This window comes from Dyadobacter sp. HNCC25DJ187 (assembly GCF_056895255.1).
On record NZ_JBXHAT010000002.1, the window covers coordinates 1,236,875 to 1,254,342 of the forward strand.

Below are 17,468 nucleotides of genomic sequence, written 5' to 3' on the forward strand. Positions count from 1 at the left end.
GAGAAGAACTTAATAATCAATATGAATATAAATAAACTGATTGCAATTGGTCTGTTTGCAATTCTATCACTAGGTTCAGGTCTGCTGAGCTACGGACAAGGACAAAAAGGTGTCACGATTGACAAAATTATAGCTCGGGTTGACAACCACTATATTCTGAGCTCTGAACTGGAAGAAATGTATTCCAGCTACAAGGCAAATGGCCAAAAACCACCGGAAAAATGCCAGTTACTTGAATCTTTGATTATCAACAAAATGCTCCTTGCAAAAGCTGAGATTGACTCAGTAACCGTTGATGATAAAGAGGTTGATAACGAGTTGGATGGCAAAATGAGCTATATGATTCAACGCTTCGGCTCAGAGAAAAACATTGTGGAAGCCTATGGCAAAAGCATTGAGAACCTGAAAACAGAACTGAGAAATCAGGTTAAGGACCAGAAAGTCGTTGAAAAAATGCAGCGTACCATTTCTGGTAACGTCAAAATCACACCTAATGAAGTTCGGAAGTTCTTCAATTCCATCCCGAAGGATAGTTTGCCATACATTCCTGCTGAGGTGGAGATTGGACATATTGTTCGTAAAGGAAAAGTAACAAAAGAGCAAAAAGAAAAGCTGGTAAACCAATTACAGGATTTAAAAGCAAGAGCTGAAAAGGGCGAAGATTTCGCTATGCTCGCTCAGATCTATTCAGAAGACTTAGGATCTGCCAAAAACGGTGGAGATCTGGGGTTCGCGAAACGTGGGGCCATGCTTCCGGAATTTGAAGGTGCTGCCCTGGCTCTGAAACCAGGCGAAATGTCGGGGATTATCGAATCGCAGTACGGCTTTCACCTTATTAAACTGATTGAAACCAGAGGAGCCGAATACCACTCCCGCCATATCCTGCTAAGACCGGATTATAATAAGGGTACTGATATGACCTCTGCCAAACAGGTATTGGACAGTCTGCGTACACTTATAACAAGTGATACCCTCAAGTTTGCAAGAGCTGCGCGTGACAATTCCGAAGACAAAGAAAATGCCGAAGCAGGTGGCCTATTGCAGGATCGCAACACAGGTCAGGCACATTTGACATTGGATGCTTCTATGGATCCCGCGCTTTATTTTGCAATAGATACGATGAAGGTAGGTGATATCAGTATGCCAATCTCTTATCGTATGGACGACGGATCCAGTGCTATGCGGATCTTGTGGTATAAGAGCAAAAATGAACCACATACAGCCAACTTACGTGACGATTACGAAAAAATTGCAGATATTGTATTGAGCAACAAACGAAATAATGCGCTGGAAGAATGGTTCCAAAAAGCACAGGGTGACGTATTCATCAGCGTTGAACCAGAATATAAAGATTGTAAAATTCTGGGGCTGGAGCACGGAGACGACTCCTGACAACGGTGACCAAACATCCCGCAGAGCTCCTGAATTTATGCCAGTTTTAAGAAACTAAATCTAAACATTGTGAAGTACTCATCGGACGTTGAAGCTGCTGAAGCTATGAAAATAGCTTATGAAAAAATTCGTGGTGAAATAGGTAAAGTGATTACAGGACAAGATGATGTCGTCAGGAAACTACTGACCGCCATCTTTTGCCAGGGACATTGCCTGCTGGTAGGAGTTCCCGGACTTGCTAAAACATTGCTTATTCAAACGATTGCCTCATCGCTCGATCTGAATTTTAATCGTATACAGTTTACCCCGGATCTGATGCCTTCTGACATTCTGGGGTCAGAGACACTAGATCAGAACCGGAACTTTAAATTCATTAAAGGCCCTGTGTTTGCCAATATCATTCTCGCGGATGAGATCAACCGTACGCCGCCCAAAACACAGTCCGCACTATTGGAAGCGATGCAGGAATACTCAGTAACAATTGCTGGTGTAAAACATCCATTGGACCGTCCGTTTTTTGTACTGGCTACGCAAAATCCTATTGAACAGGAAGGTACCTATCCACTGCCCGAAGCACAGCTCGACCGTTTCATGTTTATGATTCAACTCGACTATCCTTCGTATTCAGAAGAGGTAAGTATTGTTAAAAATACAACCAATGATGTACGCAAGCAGGTCAACGAGGTAATTACCGCAGAAGAAATCCTGGAGTTTCAGCATTTGGTTCGCCGCGTGCCCGTAACCGATCATGTTATCGAGTATGCCGTGAAACTGGTTCATAAAACTAGGCCGGGATCAACTCATGCGGTTAAAGAAACAGGCGATTATCTGGAATGGGGTGCTGGTCCCCGTGCTTCACAGGCGCTCATTCTTGCTGCTAAATGTAACGCACTGTTATCTGGTAAGTATTCACCTGATGTAGAGGACGTAAAAGCAGTAGCTCTTCCTGTTCTGAGACACCGTATCATACGGAATTTCAAAGCCGAAGCCGAAGGAATTTCAGTAGAAGACATCATCACAAGACTTGTATAGGTTGGTGATGCGCACATAAAATTCAATTCAGAAATGCCAATCTACCACAGATTGGCATTTTTTTTAGTGTTAAAATTAAAATTCAGTTTGATATGTCCATTCAGGGAAAAAATTTCATAGGTTATTCTCTATCAGCTGACGGAGAAAAAACATTCCAGTCCTATCTACCAGCACAGGATCAATACCTTCCTGAGAAATTTCACACTGCCACGGGCGCTGAAACAGAAAAAGCGATTCTACTCGCAGAAAAAGCGTTTGACGCCTACTCCAAAATAACCGCTCAGCAACGAGCCGATTTTCTGATCGCGATTACTGAAGAAATGATGGAGTTAGGTGACGAATTGATTGACCGGGCTCATTTAGAAACCGGCCTTCCACTGTCCAGGCTGCATACAGAACGAGCCAGAACGATTACACAGCTTACACAGTTTGCCGATCTGATCCGTGAAGGCTCTTGGGTAGATGCCAGCATTGACACCGCGCTACCGGATCGTTCTCCGGCTCCCAAACCTGACCTTCGGAAGATGCATATTCCCATTGGACCAGTCATTGTTTTTGGTTCCAGTAATTTCCCTTTTGCCTATTCAGTTGCTGGTGTTGACACGGGTCCTGCCTTGGCCGCGGGAAACCCGGTTATCGTGAAAGCACACGCTGCTCATCCGGGTGTAAGTGATCTTACGGCGCAAGCTATTGTAAAAGCTGCCCAAAGAACTGGTATGCCTGAGGGCGTATTTTCAATGCTGTATGACAATGGTTTCGAAGTCGGTACGCAATTGGTAAAACACCCCGCAAGCAAAGCCGTTGGTTTTACAGGCTCATTCAAGGGAGGAATGGCACTTTATAAACTGGCTCAGGAAAGAGAGGAGCCTATACCTGTCTATGCTGAAATGGGAAGTGTGAACCCGATCGTCATTCTTCCGGAGTATCTGAAAGATAATGCAAATCAACTGGCCAAAACACTGGCTTCTTCAGTAACACTAGGAGCAGGCCAGTTCTGCACCAATCCCGGAATTGTTTTTGTCACGGACACTCCCGGGTTTAGCGAATTTAAACAAAAGTATGCAGAGGAAATCATGGCTACTGTGCCTGCCACCATGTTGACTGCCGGAATTTGTAAGGCGTTTCATAAACTGAAAAATGAAGCAAAAGAAGAAGATCAGGTAAGCGTATTAGCCCAATCCGATCAAACTTCTGATCTGCATAATCAATCTCAGGCAACAGTTTTGCAGGTTTCAGGCGAGGCATTTATCAAAAATCCGAAGTTACAGGAAGAGGTATTTGGTCCTTTCTCACTACTTGTTGTTTGCAGAGATACGAAGGAAGTATTTCATGCCATATCAAAACTCAAAGGCCAGCTTACAGCTTCTCTCATGACGACCCAAGAGGCAGTAGGTAGTTATCCGGAGATCGTAAGGCAGTTGGGTAAAATATCTGGCAGATTCATTATCAACAGCGTGCCAACGGGCGTGGAAGTCTGTCCTTCTATGCATCACGGCGGGCCGTTTCCAGCAGCTAGTATCAGTCAGTTTACCTCAGTAGGAAGACATTCTATTTTACGCTTTGTTCGTCCTCAATCCTATCAGGATTGGCCGGATACCCTACTTCCACAGGAGCTTAAAAGTGCAAATCCACTCGGAATTTATCGCCTTGTTAATAATGTACTGACCAGGGATGCTGTCTAGCTGCCGGGCATTGAAACTAATAATTCATTATCAGCAGAACTGATATTAAATTATTAGTAATTTGGTAACCTAAACTTTTTAACCAAAACTATGAATCAAAAACTTGGTACTGCACTTATTTGTCTGTCACTTTTATCAGCACAGACCAACAATATTTATGCAGATGGGAATACAAAAATTCTAATGGCTGCAGCACCCATTGAAGGTCGTTGGGATATCACCATAGATGTGGATGGCAAACCGTTGCCATCGTGGCTGGAGGTACGGCATTCTGGCCATACTATGCTGATAGGCCAATTTACCGGAACTTCGGGAAGTGCCCGTCCTATATCCAGAGTTAACTTTAAGGATGGGAAACTGAGTTTTGCAATTCCCCCTCAGTGGGAAAAAGGATCAGAAGATCTTCGGGTAGAAGGCACACTTGCTGGTGACAAACTTACCGGCACTTTGACAACCAGTGAGGGCAAAACCCATAACTGGACAGGCGTACGTGCTCCTTCACTAAAAAGAACTAAACCTCCTGTATGGGGAAAACCTGTTACACTTTTTAATGGAAAAGACTTATCAGGTTGGAAGGCACTTGGTACAAACCAGTGGATTGTAAAAAATGGTGTTCTGGAAAGTCCTAAATCGGGTGCAAATCTGATTACAGAAACCAAGTACGACGATTTCAAACTACATATTGAATTCCGTATTCCGAAAGGAAGTAACAGTGGTGTATATCTTAGAGGACGTTATGAGGTACAGGTAACGGATAGTAAAGGAATGGAACCTGCTCTGGATCAGATGGGTGCAATTTACGGATTTCTTGTACCAAGCGAAATGGTTGCCAAGGAGGCAGGTGAATGGAACACGCTTGACATCACCCTCATCGGTCGAATGCTGACACTTGTAGCAAACGGCAAGCAGGTTATTACCAATCAGGAAATACCCGGTATTACTGGGGGGGCCCTGGACAGTAATGAGGGAGAACCTGGTCCCTTGCTTATTCAGGGAGATCATGGTCCCGTAGAATACCGGAATATTGTAATTACCCCGGCAAAATAACTGGAGGAAGTAATTCGGCGGGATAGCCTACTTCTACTAAAAAAAGTCCTTCAGCTGGTGCCTGTGCGCCGGCTTTTTTTCTGTCTCTTGCTTTTATCAATGCTTCAAAGTCGGCTACCGTTCGCTTCCCTTTACCTACATCCAGCAATGTGCCGACCAAAGCCCTCACCATTCCTCTCAGAAAGCGATTGGATTGAACATGGAAGATCAGCATGTCCCCTCTTTGCTCCCATATCGCTTTGGAAATACTGCATCTGAAATTATTAACATTGGTATGAATTTTACTAAAACTCTCGAAATCAATATATTCCAGCAATAAAGCTGCTGCTTTATTCATTTTTTCTATATCAACCTCACCCTTCATGGTGTAAGCCAAATTCACTAAAAAGGGATTTTTTCTCCTGCAGATCCTGTACTCATACCGGCGGTGTGTGGCAGCGAATCTTGAATTGGTATCATCAGGAACAGAAAATATATTTTTGATGGCAATGTCATAGGGTATTATTCCATTGAGCTTGTATACGATAGATGTAATATCCGGAATTTCTTCAGAATCAAAATGTGCATATTGCTCCTCTGCATGAACGCCGGTATCTGTACGACTGCTTCCTATGATTTCGATAGGCCTCCTTAACACTTTACCAAGCGCTTCTTCAATAACCTGTTGCACACCCAGTGCATTGTTTTGTTTTTGCCAACCATTATAGGCAGTTCCCTTGTAGGCGAGTTCAATAAAATAACGCATACCACAAAAGTATAAGAATACCGCCAATTATTGTATAAAACAATGATTTAAGCTTTGGATTACAGAGCGGGAAAACCTGTGCAAAAAGTAACAAAATAAAATATTTTCGGGTTGAACTTAAGAACATTAACTTTGTCAATTGAAAAATGGCACGCCAAGTATGATCACGGAAGAAAAAAAAGAAGAGAAGAACCTGAATTTCATAGAAGAAATTATTGAGGCTGACTTACAGTCAGGCAAGTACGAGCAAATTATCACCCGTTTTCCGCCTGAACCGAATGGCTACCTGCATATAGGACATGCCTCCAGTATATGTCTCAATTTCGGCTTAACAGAGAAATTTCCGGGGTATACTAACCTCCGCTTCGACGACACCAACCCAGTCACTGAAGATACTGAATATGTTGAAAGTATAAAAAATGACATACGCTGGATGGGTTTTGAGTGGAAGAACGAGCTCTATGCGTCCGATTATTTTGATCAGCTTTATGCATTTGCCCTGAAGTTTATCCATGCAGGATTGGCTTATGTAGATGACTCCACTTCCGAAGAAATTGCAGCACTGAAAGGTACGCCGACAGAGCCAGGTAAAGATAGTCCATACCGCGACCGAACGGTAGAAGAAAATCTTGCACTTTTCGAGCAAATGAAAAACGGCGATTTCCCGGATGGAAGCCGCACCTTACGTGCCAAAATCGATATGGCACACATCAATATGTTGATGCGTGATCCCATTCTGTATCGTATCAAACATGCACATCATCACCGGACAGGCAACAAATGGTGCATCTATCCGATGTACGATTTTGCACACGGACAAAGTGATTCCATTGAAACGGTAACGCACTCGATCTGCACCCTGGAATTTGCTCCGCATCGTGAGTTATATGATTGGTTAATCGCGAAGTTGGAAATTTACCCTTCGCATCAATATGAGTTTGCGCGCAGAAATCTTAACTATACCGTAACCAGTAAAAGAAAGCTATTGCAACTGGTACAGGACGGCCATGTAAACGGTTGGGACGATCCGCGTATGCCTACCATCAGCGGCATGCGCAGAAGAGGATTCACAGCTGCAAGTATTCGCGATTTCTGTGACCGTATTGGAGTTGCACGTCGTGAAAATATGATTGATGTTGGCTTACTTGAATTCTGTGTTCGCGAGGATTTGAACAAAAAAGCACTTCGTCGCATGGTAGTAATGGATCCTCTAAAGGTTGTAATTACTAACTTCCCGGAGGGGGTTACCGAAATGTGTCATTCCGAAAACAATCCGGAAGATGTATCAACAGGTATGCGCGACATTCCTTTCACGAGAGAAATTCTGATTGAAAAAGAGGATTTCATGGAAACTCCTGCTAAAAAGTACTTCAGACTTGCAATTGGAAAAATGGTAAGACTGAAAGGTGCTTACATCATTCAGTGTGATACTTTCATAAAGGATGAAAGTGGTGAAATTACCGAAGTTCATTGCTCATATTTAGAAAATAGCAAGAGTGGTCAGGATACGACCGGCATCAACGTAAAAGGAACGCTGCATTGGGTATCAGCTGAGCATGCCGTTCCGATAGAGATCAGACTCTATGACAGATTGTTCTCTGTTGAAAATGTATCTACAGAGGAAGGAGATTTTAAAGATTATATCAATCCTGAATCTCTGGAAATCATTACTGGTTATGCGGAACCTGCACTTGCGGATACACAAGCTGGTGATTCGTTTCAGTTCCTGCGCAAGGGATATTTTGCAACAGATACAGATAGCACAGCTGAAAAGCCTGTTTTCAACCGCACAGTAACGTTACGTGACAACTGGGCCAAAGCGGTCGAGAAATAGGTTTGTCAGAGGTTTCAGGCAAAAGAATTAAGATTTACGCAAAGCACGCAACGACTGGATTGCGTGCTTTTTTGTTGAAGGGCTCTTACGTACCTTCTGAAGTCTTAGACCTGTCCATATACTACCGAAATTTCACCCCCAAAGGGATTTCCAGCATAGCTATCAGGAAATTCAGGTGTAGGTGGGATGAGTCGAAACAGATAATTCCGTCAGGGATATCATATCGGCAGCAAATCAATATCAACAAATGAGCATAAGTGTCGTAGGCATGTAATCACTTATCTCATTTACTCTATTTCTATATTCACGCGTCGCAATCTTTTCTAACCAAAATATAATTAGAATGCTTTTAAATAAACTTGCATTCAATTGGGTTTGAAACTATCTTTGTGACAGGATTTTAAAATACAAACGCCGGATTGAAGTGAATTTCCATAACGAATTGTTCAGTACCCCAAAAGGTTTCAGCTATCAGTGTGATAACAGTTCACGGATTATTTTGAGTTTTGCTGATATGAAAGCTTCTTTCCGTATACAGGATTTCCTCAACTTTCGTAGATTCATTAACAAAATAGATATTCAGAGCAGGCTATTTGATCTTTCTGATGAGTCTGATTATGAGTTTGTTGAAGCTCCACAAGTGAATATTTACAAAAAGCTAACGCTTTGTGAACTGATCCAACTACGTGATCTGGTAAATGGTACTCACTTTGCTATTGAATTAAATTCGATGTTGCATGAAGTACTTTATTCAGAGTCAGAATTAGTCTAAATAGCTCATTCCCTTCATTTTAGACCAATTCCAAATTTTCCCTACCTGCTTGCAATACTGAACTTTCCGCTGATATTTGTGCTTATCAATACGAAGCATAATAATAAATATATATCATGAAAGACCTACTTAGACAACGGACTTCCCTTAAAGAGGAAATAGAAATATTATTGAATAATCAGGTAAAAATGGAAGCTGAAGCTTCTGCTAAATATTTGGCTATGGCGTCGTGGTGCGACCGCAACGGTTATAAAAACAGCGCTGCTTACTTCATGAAGCAATCTAACGAAGAGCGCGAACATATGCTGAAGATCTTTAACTATATCATGACTGTAGGTGGTACAGCGGTATCTCCTGAAGTTGCAGCCGTGAAGCAAGAGTTTGGTTCATTCAGAAATGTATTTGAATCGGCATTACAAAGCGAAATCGCGGTGACTCATGCGATCAACAGAATCGTAACGCAGAGCCGCAGAGAAGAAGATTATGCAACTGAGAACTTCCTGCAGTGGTTTGTTAACGAGCAAATCGAAGAAGAAGATAATGCACGTCGTGCTATTGAACTATTCGATGTGATCGGAGAAGAAGGAATTGGTCGTTACCAAATCGACAAAGCAGTTGCGAAAATCGGTTCGGATAATTAATTCGAAATTCACATTACACAAAGAAAGCTGCTATTCACTGAGCAGCTTTTTTTGTGCCTTTAGTTGCAATTTAATTTTATACAATTTAATTTTATGCAATTAATAAAGTAACCATGGAACTCTTAAAGCTATCAAACCAACTTTGCTTTCCGCTTTATGCGCTTTCCCGGAAAATAACAAGTCATTATCTCCCTATCCTTGACAAGATGGGATTGACCTACCCTCAATATCTGGTGATGCTTGTGCTTTGGGAGGAACAGAAGCTGTCTGTGAAAATGCTGGGAGAAAGACTTATGCTTGATTCAGGAACGCTTTCTCCACTATTAAAGAAGCTTCAGGAACGGCATTTGATTACCCGCAACCGTTCGCAGGAAGATGAACGTGTCGTCCTGATTGAACTCACCGATATTGGAAAAGACCTGAAAGAAATGGGGTCAGAAGTACCTAATGACATCATGTGCAGTCTTAAAATGTCTTATGAAGAAATGGAACAGATGCGCAAACTAGCGACCGGAATGCTGGAAAAGCTCAATCAGCTGGAGCCAGCTTAAGAATTAACATTAAACTAATCTTTACAAATTATGATTAACGCATTGTATACCGCCTCGGCAACGGCAACTGGTGGCAGAAACGGAAAAGTTGTTTCATCCGATAACGTATTGGACCTGGAAGTAAAAACACCCAAAGAATTGGGAGGAGCTGGTGGCGCCTACACCAATCCTGAACAATTGTTTGCTGCAGGATATGCTGCCTGTTTTGACAGTGCCCTCACACTGGTAATACGTGGAGCGAAAGTAAAAACCGGAACTACGACTGTTACTGCGCATGTCGGCATAGGTAAAAATGAATCTGAGGGATTTGGCCTTATCGTAACACTGGAAGTGAATATACCAGAAGTAGACCAGACTACAGCGGAAGAACTGGTTGCCAAAGCGCATCAGGTATGCCCCTACTCTAATGCTACACGTGGAAATGTAGAAGTGACATTGAAGACTGGCACAAACAACTAATCAGCATTAATAACCTAAAAACTGCCCCGTGTCAAACCTATATTGAAACGGGGCAGTTTTTTAATTTTAAAATAATATAGCCTACCTGGTTGTTCGCAGAAAAGCGACCAATTCTGTAATTTCTTTATCTGACAGGGATTCCAATAATCCGGAAGGCATCATAGATGTAGGCGTAGTTTCCCTTGTCTGTATATCTGACTTATTCAATAGCACTGCATCCTGTCCTACAATACGTAGTGTAATTTGTCGCTCAGTTTCCTTTGCAATATTACCAACATACGTTCTTCCATCACGGGTGGTAACTACTACCATTTTGTAGTCATCCTGAATTTCTCCACTTGGATCCAGTATATTTCCCAGCAGATAATCAAGATTTCTTCGGTTTGATCCTGTCAGATCTGGTCCTATAATCCCTCCTTCCCCGTACATTTTGTGACATGGACCACAGGTATTGCTAAATATCAGCTTCCCGTTATTGGGACTCGCTACCGCGACAGCCTGATCTGTCAGCAATTTTCTGTACTTGGTATATGACTTTTCATCGAAGGCTACGTGATCGATAGGTCCCCAAACTTCAACAAAACCACTCCCGACAACCCGACGCAGCTGGCGTGCTACGTAAGTCGGAACATCCTTTTTAGCAATAGTCTTTTTGGAAATGGCCTGAGTAAGAAGCCAACCATATTTGGGCCGTGATGCCAAAGTTTGAATTGCTTCAGCTTTTTCCTCAGGATTAAAGTTGTGGTATTTTTCAAGCAATAATTTGCCTAGAGATTCCTGGTCATAATTAGCAATTGCCCTGATCGCATCAAAACGCAAAGCAGTTGTACCAAGCAGCGCAGGTAGTTCTTTCACAAGTTCAGGCCGTTGCCGGGAAGCCAGAGACTGCAACGCCTTCTGTCGTTGACTTGCCGACGCCTTGATATTTTTCAGAGTTGCCAAATATGCTTTCGCCGCTTCGGTATCACCAAAATGCTGTGCTAATTCTGTAGATAATGATGCAGGTTTTCCACCGGCCTGTTTCAGTTGTGCATACACAGACTTCCAATTTACGGGTGTCTTTACATCAGAGCGCCCTTCAAGACCATCCCGCATACCTTCCAGCAAATCGATTTGGTTAGCCGGTTTTTTCGCTATCGCAGTTAAAAGTATTTCAACTGCATCGGCATCCATTACACGACGAGCTATGAAATTACTGACCATCGGCATCTTACAGGTTGATGCCAGTTCAAGTGCCTGTGCAGGATTAGCTTTTACAAGAGGCTCTATGCCGTACCAAATCATTTTTGGCAGATTATGATCATTACGATCTTCTGCATGTCCCAGCAATGCTTCTGCGATTCTCCAGCGAAATTCTGGTTTCATGCGCTGCAGCGCAGATGCCAGATACAATCGCACCGTAGCTGACGGATCGTCAAGTGCCATGTTTTCAAACTTCGTAATAGCCACCGATGAAGCTGTTTTATTTTCACACAAAAACTGAACTGCCCATGCACGCACGTACTGATCCTTGTCAGAAAGCGCAAACAATAGATCTTTTTCCTCCAACCGACCCGTCACCTGTAATGCCCACATGGCGCGAAGGCGATAATCTGAATTGCTGCTACTCCTGTAAATATCAACCAGTTTATCAAAAGCGCTTTTGGAAAATTTACCTTTAGAAGCTCTGTTTTGTAAGATAATACGAGCTCTCCGTGCATGCCATTCACTTTTGCTGGTTTGCAGATCGGCCAGCCTCTCATCACTCCATGTATCCAGATCACTATATCTTCCTTCCCAGTTTTCTGCCAGTGATTTTTTGGGCATAATCCTGAATATCCTTCCTGTTTCTGAATTTAAAACATCAGATCCACAAATGTCTGCGTCATGCCAGTCTAGTACGTACAATCCCCCTTCCGGGCCTATTTCCATGCTAAAACCTACCCATTGTGCATTATTAGCCATCATAAAATCATCTCCATGTTTACCGGTAAATCCAGAGCCCCGCTTTTCAAGAATATCAGATAAGATCCCGTGTTCATGAATGTTAGCCATAAAAATTCTCCCACGTTCTGATTCAGGAAAGGCATCAGAAAGATAGACCCGCGCCCCTCCATGCGCTGACCTATGACTGTGTTCAGCTATTGTTTTTATATCATTATAGACATAGGGATTAAAATGCTGTCCTCCCTGGCGGTGATAAATACCACCCGGAACTACGTGCCAAAGGTGAGGAATTACACAGGCTGTCATCAAAAGCTGACCCTTTGCATCATAGTCTATCCCCCAGGGATTACTGAACCCATGCGCCACTACTTCAAATTTATCCCTTGTAGGATGATAGCGCCAAACACCGCCATTGATGTCCACCCCTTCTTTCAGAGTGTCATCCGGAAACGGATCTTTGTGCTTGTACAATTTCCCCTTTCCAATTGGCTTCCCCACTTTCGAGGGAGTTGCAAACCCTTGCAAGCCATATAACCAGCCATCTGGCCCCCAATGAAAACTATTGATGGTTTCATGACGATCCCTGATTCCCCAGCCAGTTAACCGAACCTCAATATCATCCACATCGGCCTTATCATCCTTATTTCGATCGGGAACAAATAGTAGGTTGGGCGGAGCGCCTATAAATACACCGTCGAAACCAACCGCTATGGCAGAAGGAAATGCAATACCTTCCATAAAGACCTTTCGGCTATCCACCACGCCATCATGATCTGTGTCTTCCAGTATTAGTATACGACTATCGCCTGCATTGGAAAATCCTTTTCCTCTTGACTCATAATCTCTGTTTTCAGCGATCCACATACGTCCGCGGTCGTCCCAGCAAAATGCCATAGGCTGGGTCATCATAGGCTCAGATGCCCAGGCGTTGACCATATATCCATCTTTGATAGTCATAGCCGCTACAGCTTCCTGAGCACTCAGAAACTTAGCTTCTCTTCCTTCTTTTTGTGCAATTGCCCAAAGCGCAGCAGTGTTATACTGACCGCTATTTCCGATGAATTCGCCAAAAGTTTTATTGAGTGCAACATCATTAAGTTCACCTGTATAAATTACCAATTCATGTTTGATGACTTCAGTTTCACCTTTTTTAATATGCCAGTCAGCTTTACGTGCACGAGCAGGGCCTGCACCCAATTGTCCGTCGACTCGCCATGTTTGTGGATATCCTTTATTCTCAGGGTGATCCAAAATGGCTATATGAGCCATATCATTGCGCCCTTCCAACTGCATACCAATATCAACCCACATAGCGGCCTGCCCCTCCGCTTTTTCATTACGCTGACGGGCAGTATTGACCACCTCGCCCTTTATTCCTTGCTTCCACGGCATTCTTACAAACAGCCCACCGTAATCATACTTTCCTATTGTTACGTTAGTCTGCGCTTCACCATTCCATTCCAGATCCAGCAAGTATTTCCCATCTTTTTCTCGCATAGACCAGTTTTGTGTTTCGGTCAAAACCGCCTTACCTGTGGAATCAAGAAGGTTATATACGGTTTGCCACTTTACAGTCTCCCCTTTATCTTCAGCAGCTGTAGCAGATACACGCTTCCAATAGTCTCCCTCAGGATGATGAAAATAATCTCTGCCATTCACCCTTGTATATCCCCAATAAATACCTGTCTGATGCTTATGATGCCCCGGACTATATTCCGTCAATATACCTTTGCCATCGGGGGCTATAATCGGATGCAAAAAAGGTCTGAAATTAGCCTTTGCATTTTGAACCAGAATAGGTTTAGATTCTGAGCCTCTGAAAATACTGATGGTCTCAGCTGTAGTATCCTGAACGATATGGAGCTGTATTTCTGCATCCGATGTTGCTAATCTTTTTACCTCTGTTTGCCGGAAAAGATAGCCTAAGTTCAGTAACAGGAAGAGGGCCAGAATGGGTAAAGATTTTGACATAATGAGAAGAAATAAATACAAACCAATAACTTTATAAAGTTAATTTTTATCTAATTTTAATTATAGATATTAAAAAATAACTTAATGCATAAAACCCCACCGCATGGCGACGAAGACGGAGTGGATTAGCAAGTAACTAAAAGCAAACAAGTCCGCTTCAAAGCAAATTGAAACGGACTTGTTTTACTTCCTTTAATGAAAGGATTATTTCTCCAACGGATATTCTTTCAGCAATTGTTCAGGAGAATAAAAGTCTTCCTTAGCCGTTGTTTCATCCCTTACCTTTTTTACCTGCGCTGTAGTGATCGGTTTCCCTTGGTTACCGAATGAATTTCTCACATAAGTTAGCACTGCAGCTACATCCTGATCATTCAGCAATCCACCAAATGGCGTCATGGGGACTTGCCCTGGATATTTTTTACCATCCACTTCGATCGGACCAAGTAGTCCTTTCAATACCAGTTTAATCAAACGTTCATCACTACCATTCACCCATTTGTTGGGTGTCAATGGAGGGAACCCAGACGAAGCCAGTCCCTTTCCATCCGGTTGGTGGCATGTAGCGCAATAACCTTCTTTCGCATAGATCTCCCTTCCCATATTAAACATTTCAAGATCTCTGCCTCTCAAGCCTGTTTTAGCTACAACCTCCTTTTCTTTTTTCACAGGCAATCCACTTATATGAGCCAGAGCTGCTTCATACGCATGAATCATCCAGTCATCCAACGGTTTCTTTTTCGCCTCTGCTAAAATTGGCAAACCCTTTTCCTTAGGAAGCCAGGATGCGGCCACAATCGCAGCAAGTCGTACTCTTCCATGTTCATCTTTTGCTGCCTGCATAAGTAACTCGGCCTGATCCGCCACCTGATGTCCGGTATACCTTACTACGTTCACCGCCGCGGCGCGTGCATGATAATCCTTAGCATTCAGCATTTGCTTCAGCAGCTTCTGATCTACTTTATTCATTCCCCAGGTTACCCAAAGTCCTTCCAACACATGATGCTCGTAACGAGGATCTTTTTTATCCAGCGCTGCCACCCACTTGGTTACACCTGCCAATACTTCCTTCGTATCACGGCCGCGTAACTCACGACGTGTCCGATAGCGGGTTCTGTATTCAGGCAACTTAAGATTATCCAGCAATTCCGCAATAGTGGCACCATCTACTTTAGCAGGTTTTACCAGAGGTCGCGATGGATACGTAATACGGTAAACACGTCCATGCGAGTGGTCGCGTAAAGGATCACGTGCATTATGTTGCATGTGTCCGATTAAGATATTGTGCCAGTCAATCACATACAAAGAACCGTCCGGAGCAAATTCCATATCTACCGGTCGGAAGTTTTTGTCGTCACTTACTACCAGATCCATTCTGTGCTTGCTCTTATAGCCGGTACCTTCATCTTTTAAGGTATGTTCTTTTGTTCCCAAAAAGCCAATGGTATTGTTGATCAACATATCTCCTTGCAATTCATCAGGAAAATGACGACTTGAAACGAATTCCAAACCCGATGTAGGACGAACACGGTGCGCATCTTCGATCAGCTGTACCGATTTATGTGTAGCTTCTCCATAGCGTGGCAATACACTTCCGGGCATCATCCATCTTACGTCAGGACTTGAAGTCTCAGCAAAAAATGGTTGTCCCCAATCGTCAAAAGCAATGCCCCATGGATTTGGAATGGATAGCTGGGCAGTACGTTCCAGCTTTTTCAGCTGCGGGCTGTAGCGGTAGAAACCACCATTAGTTGCACGTACAGGGCCATACGAAGTTTCAACGTTGGTATGCAGGAACACTCCCTCTCCCGAATAAATGGCACCGGAAGGATCCACAGTAAATGCATGACTGTTGTGGTGCGTGTCGTGGTCATCAAATCCACTCAGCAGAATCTCACTTTTATCTGCCTTGCCGTCTCCGTCGGTATCAACATACAATTTAAGATTTGTTCCCTGAGAAACATAAACACCCTCAGGAGCAATCTCAAAACCTACCGGCAGATGAAGTCCGTCTGCGAAAACAGTTTGTTTGTCTGCTTTCCCATCACCATTGGTATCTTCCAGAATGATAATCTTATCGTTAGGTTTTGAATCACCGGGCTTGTAATGCGGATAACTTGGCATGGTAGCAATCCAGAGACGACCTTTATTATCAAACGACATCTGCATAGGTTTCGCCAAATCCGGAAATTCCTCTTCCGAAGCAAATAGTTCTATCTTATATCCATCCGGCACCTTCAGCGATTTCAATGCTTTTTCGCCATAGAGGTATTCCAGACTTCCGTTCTTCTCAGGATTAAAATTGGTTTTAACTTCGGGAAGTTTAACCGTGTTCTTATCGGCAGCTTTCAGATCAAATTTCTGTCCTTTTGAAGCAGCAAGCCAGATAGCCGAATCTCTGATAGCTGTAAGCTGTCGGATTTTTTCTATTTCTGCAGGATAGTTATCAGGTCCGAAGGGATTGTAACGACGGCCATATGCATGTACACCATTCGGAATTTTAATGTCGTTGTGCCACATCCAGTTTTTTTCCAGAACAGCTTCCTTTACCAGTTTACGGTTTGCTTCCGTTTTCGCTTTCCCTTTGCCAAAAATCTGATCAGACAGCAACACGGAGAGTTTTTTATAGCCTTCATCATTCAATTGAGAGCCGTCAATTGTGAGATCTTCAGAGGTAGAGGCATACCATTTTTGCGATGGTGTGAAGGCATCTACGTATAAAACCTTATTATTGTCAGCAACTTCCTTCATCGCTTCTGCGTACAAAGCAATATTTTCATTCTCTTTTTTACCGTTCGGCAAATCGAATTTTGCAGACAAGTCTTCAAAAGCGATCGGAGAAACCAATGCTAACTGAGGAACGGCAGTTCCGTTGTATTTCTGTGCAAGTGTATGCTTTACAAATGCATCCAATTCAGCTTTATAATTAGCCAATCCAGCTTTTCCATTGAACGACTCGTTGTATCCAAAAAAGGCAATAATCACATCAGCCTTTAATCTGGTCAGCCATTGATCAGGCGATTCAAAATGTCCTTCACTGGATGAGTTGGTTGCCAGCTCGGTCTGAAACTTCTCCGCTCCCGGAAATGCCCATGGAAGATCTCTGCTTGCATGAGGCCTGAAACCCGGCGTATCTCCACCGTCACTCATATTCCTGATAAACAAAGAATAGTCGGGATAGCGCAGTTGCATTTCTGTTTCGAAATGTCCATAGTTCATCATTCTTGAACCCAGGTTATTTCCTAACAGAACAATCCTGGATCCCTTTTGAAGCCGCAATGTTTGTGATTGATAAAACTGGAAAGCGCTGAATGCAACAATTCCAATCGCAATCACCAGCAGCAATCCTGTAATTCTACTCTTTCCGGGTTTAGTCATGGTAAATATAATTAGCATCAAATATTCGCAACAATAAAATC

12 protein-coding genes are annotated in these 17,468 nt (G+C 43.0%); 9 read left to right on the forward strand and 3 right to left on the reverse strand.

Features of this window, described 5'->3' with window-relative positions:
- Positions 1-21: 21 nt before the first annotated feature.
- From AC1XUE_RS16190 to AC1XUE_RS16205, 4 genes are all read left to right on the forward strand, one after another.
- Positions 22-1,392 (forward strand): peptidylprolyl isomerase, encoded by a 1,371-nt coding sequence (locus AC1XUE_RS16190; protein WP_483357027.1) that lies wholly within the window; start codon positions 22-24, stop codon positions 1,390-1,392.
- A gap of 69 nt (positions 1,393-1,461) precedes the next feature.
- Positions 1,462-2,424, forward strand: a complete 963-nt coding sequence (locus AC1XUE_RS16195; protein WP_483357028.1) for an AAA family ATPase — start codon at positions 1,462-1,464, stop codon at positions 2,422-2,424.
- 92 nt (positions 2,425-2,516) lie between these two features.
- Complete coding sequence (locus tag AC1XUE_RS16200) at positions 2,517-4,106, forward strand: aldehyde dehydrogenase (NADP(+)) (RefSeq protein WP_483357029.1); 1,590 nt, start codon at positions 2,517-2,519, stop codon at positions 4,104-4,106.
- Positions 4,107-4,196: 90 nt separating this feature from the next.
- Positions 4,197-5,153, forward strand: coding sequence for a 3-keto-disaccharide hydrolase (locus tag AC1XUE_RS16205; protein ID WP_483357030.1), 957 nt, complete (start codon positions 4,197-4,199; stop codon positions 5,151-5,153).
- Here AC1XUE_RS16205 and truA read toward each other — a convergent pair.
- On the reverse strand, positions 5,137-5,898 hold the full coding sequence (gene truA, locus AC1XUE_RS16210; protein WP_483357031.1) for a tRNA pseudouridine(38-40) synthase TruA: 762 nt from the start codon (positions 5,896-5,898) through the stop codon (positions 5,137-5,139). The two genes, AC1XUE_RS16205 and truA, sit on opposite strands and share 17 nt — an antisense overlap.
- A gap of 160 nt (positions 5,899-6,058) precedes the next feature.
- Here truA and AC1XUE_RS16215 point away from each other — a divergent pair, with 160 nt between their 5' ends.
- The 5 genes from AC1XUE_RS16215 to AC1XUE_RS16235 all read left to right on the forward strand — a co-directional run bounded on the left by AC1XUE_RS16215 (position 6,059) and on the right by AC1XUE_RS16235 (position 10,155).
- Complete coding sequence (locus AC1XUE_RS16215; protein ID WP_483357032.1) at positions 6,059-7,732, forward strand: glutamine--tRNA ligase/YqeY domain fusion protein; 1,674 nt, start codon at positions 6,059-6,061, stop codon at positions 7,730-7,732.
- A 514-nt stretch (positions 7,733-8,246) separates the two neighbouring features.
- Positions 8,247-8,504 (forward strand): hypothetical protein, encoded by a 258-nt coding sequence (locus AC1XUE_RS16220; protein WP_483357033.1) that lies wholly within the window; start codon positions 8,247-8,249, stop codon positions 8,502-8,504.
- A gap of 116 nt (positions 8,505-8,620) precedes the next feature.
- Positions 8,621-9,145, forward strand: a complete 525-nt coding sequence (locus AC1XUE_RS16225) for a ferritin (RefSeq protein ID WP_483357034.1) — start codon at positions 8,621-8,623, stop codon at positions 9,143-9,145.
- A gap of 113 nt (positions 9,146-9,258) precedes the next feature.
- Positions 9,259-9,696 (forward strand): MarR family winged helix-turn-helix transcriptional regulator, encoded by a 438-nt coding sequence (locus AC1XUE_RS16230; RefSeq protein ID WP_483357035.1) that lies wholly within the window; start codon positions 9,259-9,261, stop codon positions 9,694-9,696.
- Between the two features lie 30 nt (positions 9,697-9,726).
- Positions 9,727-10,155: an organic hydroperoxide resistance protein gene (locus AC1XUE_RS16235; RefSeq protein ID WP_483357036.1), complete on the forward strand. Its 429-nt coding sequence runs from the start codon at positions 9,727-9,729 to the stop codon at positions 10,153-10,155.
- An 81-nt stretch (positions 10,156-10,236) separates the two neighbouring features.
- On the opposite strand, the gene AC1XUE_RS16240 is transcribed toward AC1XUE_RS16235, so the two are convergent.
- Both AC1XUE_RS16240 and AC1XUE_RS16245 read right to left on the reverse strand, forming a co-directional pair.
- Positions 10,237-14,052: a PVC-type heme-binding CxxCH protein gene (locus tag AC1XUE_RS16240; protein ID WP_483357037.1), complete on the reverse strand. Its 3,816-nt coding sequence runs from the start codon at positions 14,050-14,052 to the stop codon at positions 10,237-10,239.
- Between the two features lie 204 nt (positions 14,053-14,256).
- Positions 14,257-17,427 (reverse strand): PVC-type heme-binding CxxCH protein, encoded by a 3,171-nt coding sequence (locus AC1XUE_RS16245; protein ID WP_483357038.1) that lies wholly within the window; start codon positions 17,425-17,427, stop codon positions 14,257-14,259.
- Positions 17,428-17,468: the final 41 nt, after the last annotated feature.

Coding starts and splice junctions, on each gene's coding strand:
- AC1XUE_RS16190 (WP_483357027.1), top strand. CDS start 22: ATGAATATAAATAAACTGATTGCAATTGGTCTGTTTGCAATTCTATCA.
- truA (WP_483357031.1), bottom strand. CDS start 5,898: ATGCGTTATTTTATTGAACTCGCCTACAAGGGAACTGCCTATAATGGT.
- AC1XUE_RS16240 (WP_483357037.1), bottom strand. CDS start 14,052: ATGTCAAAATCTTTACCCATTCTGGCCCTCTTCCTGTTACTGAACTTA.
- AC1XUE_RS16215 (WP_483357032.1), top strand. CDS start 6,059: ATGATCACGGAAGAAAAAAAAGAAGAGAAGAACCTGAATTTCATAGAA.
- AC1XUE_RS16235 (WP_483357036.1), top strand. CDS start 9,727: ATGATTAACGCATTGTATACCGCCTCGGCAACGGCAACTGGTGGCAGA.
- AC1XUE_RS16205 (WP_483357030.1), top strand. CDS start 4,197: ATGAATCAAAAACTTGGTACTGCACTTATTTGTCTGTCACTTTTATCA.
- AC1XUE_RS16225 (WP_483357034.1), top strand. CDS start 8,621: ATGAAAGACCTACTTAGACAACGGACTTCCCTTAAAGAGGAAATAGAA.
- AC1XUE_RS16200 (WP_483357029.1), top strand. CDS start 2,517: ATGTCCATTCAGGGAAAAAATTTCATAGGTTATTCTCTATCAGCTGAC.
- AC1XUE_RS16230 (WP_483357035.1), top strand. CDS start 9,259: ATGGAACTCTTAAAGCTATCAAACCAACTTTGCTTTCCGCTTTATGCG.
- AC1XUE_RS16220 (WP_483357033.1), top strand. CDS start 8,247: ATGAAAGCTTCTTTCCGTATACAGGATTTCCTCAACTTTCGTAGATTC.
- AC1XUE_RS16245 (WP_483357038.1), bottom strand. CDS start 17,427: ATGACTAAACCCGGAAAGAGTAGAATTACAGGATTGCTGCTGGTGATT.